Consider the following 5,391-nt stretch of genomic DNA (forward strand, 5'->3'; position numbering starts at 1 on the left):
CTTTCGCCTCCGGTTGCTCTCCACCCCGCCTCGCGGCGACGCAGTTACCTTCAGCTACGAAGTCAATGACCTCCTTCGATGCGGACTTCCACCGCACTGGTTACGCGCCTTCACGGGCGCACGGGTTGCGCTGTGCGCCACCCCGGCCTACGAACAGCCGCGCGTCTGCATCTCGCAGGCTGGCGGTGACCGAAGGGAACCCCAGCGATCCATGCGCTGGCGCCCCTTCGCCTATGATGTTCCTCATGACCGCGGTGCTGCAGCCTCCCCCTGGCCACAACGCCCCGCGACCCAACGAGGCCGCGGGCGCCAGCCCGGCCGCGGCGAACGCTGCGGCGGCGAGCTTTGCCGCGCTCACCGCCCGCCTGGACTACCTGGACGCGGCGGAGATCGACCAGGTCCGCAAGGCCTACCGCTTCGCCGACGAAGCGCACCTGGGCCAGATGCGCGCGAGCGGCGAGCCCTACATCACCCACCCCATCGCCGTGGCCGCGCAATGCGCGGAGTGGAAGCTCGACGCGCAGGCGCTGATGGCCGCGCTGCTGCACGACGCCATCGAGGACTGCGGCGTGAGCAAGGGCGACCTGGTGCAGCGCTTCGGCGCGCCCGTGGCCGAACTGGTGGACGGCCTGACCAAGCTGGACAAGCTGCACTTCAGCACCCGCGAGGAGAATCAGGCCGAGTCTTTCCGCAAGATGCTGCTGGCCATGGCCCGCGACGTGCGGGTCATCCTGGTCAAGCTGGCCGACCGCACGCACAACATGCGCACGCTGCAGGACGTGCCGCGCGCCAAGTGGAACCGCATCGCGGGCGAGACGCTGGAGATCTACGCCCCCATCGCGCACCGCCTGGGCCTGAACCAGACCTACCGCGAGCTGCAGGAACTCGCCTTCCGCTACCTCAAGCCCTGGCGCTACGCCATCCTGTCCAAGGCCGTGGCCCGCGCACGCAGCCGCCGCCGCGACCTGATCCAGAAGGTGCAGCGCGACGTGGAGTCCACCTTCGAGCAGGCCGCGATGAAGGTGCGCATGGCCGGCCGCGAGAAGACGCTCTACTCCATCTACAAGAAGATGGACGAGAAGCACCTGAGCTTCGCGCAGGTGACCGACATCTACGGCTTCCGCATCATCGTGCCCACGGTGATCGACTGCTACACCGCGCTGGGCCTGCTGCACCAGCTGTACAAGCCGGTGCCGGGCAAGTTCAAGGACCACATCGCCATCCCCAAGGTCAACGGCTACCAGTCGCTGCACACCACGCTGGTGGGGCCTTCGGGCGTGAACGTGGAGTTCCAGCTGCGCACCGAGGGCATGCACCTGGTGGCCGAGAGCGGCGTGGCCGCGCACTGGCTGTACAAGGCCAGCGCGCCGCAGCACCAGGACCAGCAGGACAACCTGGGCACCAAGTGGCTGCAGTCGCTGCTGGACATCCAGAACGAGACGCGCGACGCGGCCGAGTTCTGGGACCACGTGAAGATCGACCTGTTCCCGGACGCGGTCTACGTGTTCACGCCCAAGAACGAGATCCTCGCGCTGCCGCGCGGCGCCACGGTGGTGGACTTCGCCTACGCCATCCACAGCGACGTGGGGGACCACACGGTGGCCGCGCGCATCAATGGCACGCAGGCGCCGCTGCGCTCGGAGCTGAAGAATGGCGACGTGGTGGAGGTGATCACCGCGCCGGTGTCCGCGCCCAACCCCGCGTGGCTGGGCTTCGTGCGCACCGGGCGCGCCCGCTCCAAGATTCGCCACCACCTGAAGACGATGGCCCAGACCGAGTCGCAGGCGCTGGGCGAGAAGCTGCTCACGCAGGCCCTGCGCGCGGAGGGCATGGAGAAGCTGCCGCCGGACAGCGAGGCCTACCACGGCATCTGGGAGAAGCTGCTGCGCTTCACCGGCAACCGCAACCGCAGCGAGCTGCTGACGGACCTGGGTCTGGGCAAGCGCATCGCCGGCATCGTTGCCAAGCGGCTGATGACGCTGCTGGCGGAACTGGGCGAGAAGCCCGATGCGCTGCTGATCAGCCGCGAGCGCTTCACCGCCCACGAGACGGTGTCGCAGGGCGGGCTCACCCTCGACGGCAGCGAGAACGCCTCGGTGCAGTTCGCCAGCTGCTGCCGGCCGGTGCCGGGCGACGGCATCGTGGGCTACCTGGGTCGCGGCGAAGGCCTGGTGGTGCACGTGGACGACTGCAGCGTGGCGCGGCGGCTGCAGCACAAGGACAGCGAGCGCTTCATCGGCGTGGAATGGTCCGACGAACCGGTGCGAATGTTCGAGACTGGCGTGATCGTCACCGTGGTGAACGGCAAGGGCGCGCTCGCGCGGGTGGCGGCGGCACTGGCCAGCGCCGAGGCCGACATCACCCACGTGGACATGGACGACGACCGTGCGCAGGACGCGACCGATCTGCGCTTCGTGATCGCCGTGCGCGACCGCAACCACCTCGATGCGGTTCTGCGCAACCTGCGGCGCACGCCCTCGGTGATGAACGCGCGGCGCATCCGCCCCGGGCGTTGAGCCGCCGGCCCGGCCCTCAGCCCGGCGCCGGGTAGCGCACGTCGATCACCTCCACCTCCTGCACGCCAGCCGGCGTGACCAGCCGCAGCACGTCGCCCACACGCGACTTCAGCAGCGTGCGCGCGATCGGCGAGATCCAGCTCACCTGCCCCTGCAGGCTGTCGGCCTCGTCGATGCCCACGATGGTGATGGTGCGCTCGGTGCCGGCGTCATCTGCATAGGTGACCGTGGCGCCGAAGAACACCTGGTCGTTGCCATGGTGCAGCGAGGGATCGGCCACCTCGGCGATCTCCAGCCGCTTGGTGAGAAAGCGGATGCGGCGATCGATCTCGCGCAGGCGCTTCTTGCCGTAGAGGTAGTCACCATTCTCCGAACGGTCGCCGTTGCTGGCCGCCCAGTGCACCACCTCCACCACCTGCGGCCGCTCCACGTCGATCAGGTGCAGCAGTTCGGCGCGCAGGCGCGCATGCCCGGCGGGGGTGATGTAGTTCTTGCCGCCCGGCGGCAGCGGGGGCAGGCCGCCGGCTTCGTCGTCGTCGGCGTCGGCTTCGGACTCGCGGGTGAAGGCCTTGGACATGCTTCGAGCATAGGCGATGGCGGGCCTATGATGGCTGCCGGCCGCGCTAGCCGGCCCCACCCAAGGAGGCAACCCATGTACATCCCCTTCGATCTCACCGGGCGCAACGCGCTCGTCACCGGCGGCAACGGCGGCATCGGCCTGGGCATGGCCCGCGCCCTGCTGGCCGCCGGCGCGCGCGTGGCCATCTGGGGCTCCAACGCCGAGAAGACCGAGGCCGCCCGGGCGGACCTGGCGCGCGGCTGCGGCGATGCCTCCCGCGTGCTGGCCTTCACCTGCGACGTGGGTGACGAGGCGCAGGTGGACGACACCTTCGCCCGCACGGTGGCCGGGCTGGGGCACGTGGACGCCTGCTTCGCCAACGCCGGCGTGTCCAGCAAGGGCACGCTGCTCACCGACATGAGCCTGGCCGAGTTCCGCCGCGTGCAGCGCGTGAACGTGGAGGGCGTGTTCCTCACCTTCCGCGCCGCGGCGCGTCACATGGTCGGGCGCGGCCAGGGCGGATCGCTCGTGGCCACGGCCAGCACCGCCGCCATCGAGGGCGCGGCGCGCAACAGCCACTATGGCGCATCCAAGGGCGCGGTGTGTGCCATGGTGCGCGCGCTGGCGGTGGAATTGGCTCGGCATCGCATCCGCGTCAACTCCATCCTGCCGGGCTGGATCGTCACCGACATGACCGAACGCTCCATCGGCAACGACAAGTTCGCCGGCGCGGTGCTGCCGCGCATTCCGGCGCGGCGCTGGGGCACGATCGACGATTTCGGCGGCATCGCGGTCTACCTGGCGAGCGACGCGTCGGCCTACGCGACGGGCGAGCAGTTCGTCATCGACGGCGGCTACACCAAGTTCTGATCCAGCACGGTCCGGCGATTGCGCTGGATCAAGGCCAGCCGCCGGCGCGGCGCCATCATGAAACCATGATGGCGCGCATCCATCACATCCGATCCGCGGTCCTGGCGCTCGGCCTGGGGCTGGTGCTGCATGGCGCACAGGCGCAGGCGCCAGCCACGCCCCTGCACGACGCGGCCCGCGCAGGCGACACCGCGGCGCTGCAGCATGCGCTGGCGCAGGGGGCTTCGCCCAACACCACCGACGCGTGGGGCCGGACGCCGTTGATCGTGGCCTTGCAGCAAGGCCGGCAGCCCGTCGTGGAAGCCCTGCTGCAGGCAGGCGCCGACGTGCGGACCACCGACGCCTGGGGGCGCACGCCGCTGCTGGTGGCCGCGCAGATGAAGAACGCCGCCGCGGTGCGGCTGCTCATCCAGCGGGGATCGCCGGTCGATGCCGCCAACCGCAACGACATCACGCCGCTGATCGCCGCCGCCCAGGCCGGCAATGCCGAGGCGGTGCAGGCCCTGATCGCCGCCGGAGCGACCGTCGACGCGGAAGACAACCTGGGCTGGACGGCCCTGATGTGGGCCGTGTACCGGCGCGACGAGCCCCTGGCCCGCGCGCTGCTGGCGGCGGGTGCCGACCCCGCGCACGAGGCGCGCGACGGCAACCGGCCCGCGCGCGTGGCGCAGTCGCGTGGCGCCGAGCGCTCGCTGGTGGACCTGCTGGTGAATGCGCCGCGCCCAGCGGCCTCTGCCGCCGCGGGCAGCGCCGCTGCACGCCGGCCGGCGCCAGCAGCCGCGCCGGACACCGCGCGGCTGCGCTGGCTGGTGCCCGACCCCGACCCCGCCCGCGCCGTGCGCGGCGTGCCCACCGCGCCCGTCACGATCTACGAGTACACCGACTTCCAGTGCCCCTACTGCGCCCACGGCGCGCGCGTGGTCGACGAGGTGATGGCGCGCTACGAAGGCCAGGTGCGCCTGATCGTGAAGCACCTGCCCCTGCCGCACCTGCACCCCATGGCGATGCCGGCGGCGCTGGCCTTCGAGGCACTGAGCCTGCAATCGCCCACTCTGGCGTGGCGCTTCTACGATCGCCTGTTCGCCAGCCAGACCCTGCTGGCCGGCGGCGAGCAAGGTCTGCGCAAGCTGGCCGGCGAACTGGGCGCCGACCTGGACCGCTACGACGCCGATCTGCGCGGCGAACCCGTTCGCGCGCGCGTGGCAGCCGACCTGAAGGAAGCCCAGGCCTTCCGCTTCGACGGCGTGCCGGCCTTCGTGATCAACAACACCGTGATCGAAGGCGCCCAGCCGGCGCGGCTGTTCTTCGAGGTGATCGACGGGAAGTTGCGGCGGTAGGGGTGGGGACACCCGCGCGCCAAGGAAAAAGGGCCTGTGCTTGTGGCACAGGCCCTTGAAGAGTGGCGCGGCTGGCAGGATTCGAACCCACGACCCCTTGGTTCGTAGC

The 5,391-nt window shown here is 70.6% G+C and carries 4 protein-coding genes; 3 read left to right on the forward strand and 1 reads right to left on the reverse strand.

The window, feature by feature from the left end:
- Positions 1-245 precede the first annotated feature (245 nt).
- Positions 246-2,516, forward strand: a complete 2,271-nt coding sequence (locus ACE3T5_RS20970) for a bifunctional (p)ppGpp synthetase/guanosine-3',5'-bis(diphosphate) 3'-pyrophosphohydrolase (protein ID WP_374670055.1) — start codon at positions 246-248, stop codon at positions 2,514-2,516.
- A gap of 16 nt (positions 2,517-2,532) precedes the next feature.
- Here ACE3T5_RS20970 and greB read toward each other — a convergent pair whose 3' ends face one another.
- Entirely contained in the window at positions 2,533-3,093 is a 561-nt protein-coding gene (gene greB, locus ACE3T5_RS20975; protein WP_374670056.1) for a transcription elongation factor GreB, read from the reverse strand.
- Positions 3,094-3,168: 75 nt separating this feature from the next.
- Here greB and ACE3T5_RS20980 point away from each other — a divergent pair, with 75 nt between their 5' ends.
- A complete protein-coding gene (locus tag ACE3T5_RS20980; protein WP_374670057.1) occupies positions 3,169-3,945 on the forward strand; it encodes an SDR family NAD(P)-dependent oxidoreductase in 777 nt (258 codons plus the stop codon).
- Positions 3,946-4,010: 65 nt separating this feature from the next.
- Positions 4,011-5,282 (forward strand): ankyrin repeat domain-containing protein, encoded by a 1,272-nt coding sequence (locus ACE3T5_RS20985; protein WP_374670058.1) that lies wholly within the window; start codon positions 4,011-4,013, stop codon positions 5,280-5,282.
- Positions 5,283-5,391: the final 109 nt, after the last annotated feature.

It is taken from the genome of Ramlibacter sp. (assembly GCF_041916345.1).
Lineage (GTDB): Bacteria > Pseudomonadota > Gammaproteobacteria > Burkholderiales > Burkholderiaceae_C > Ramlibacter.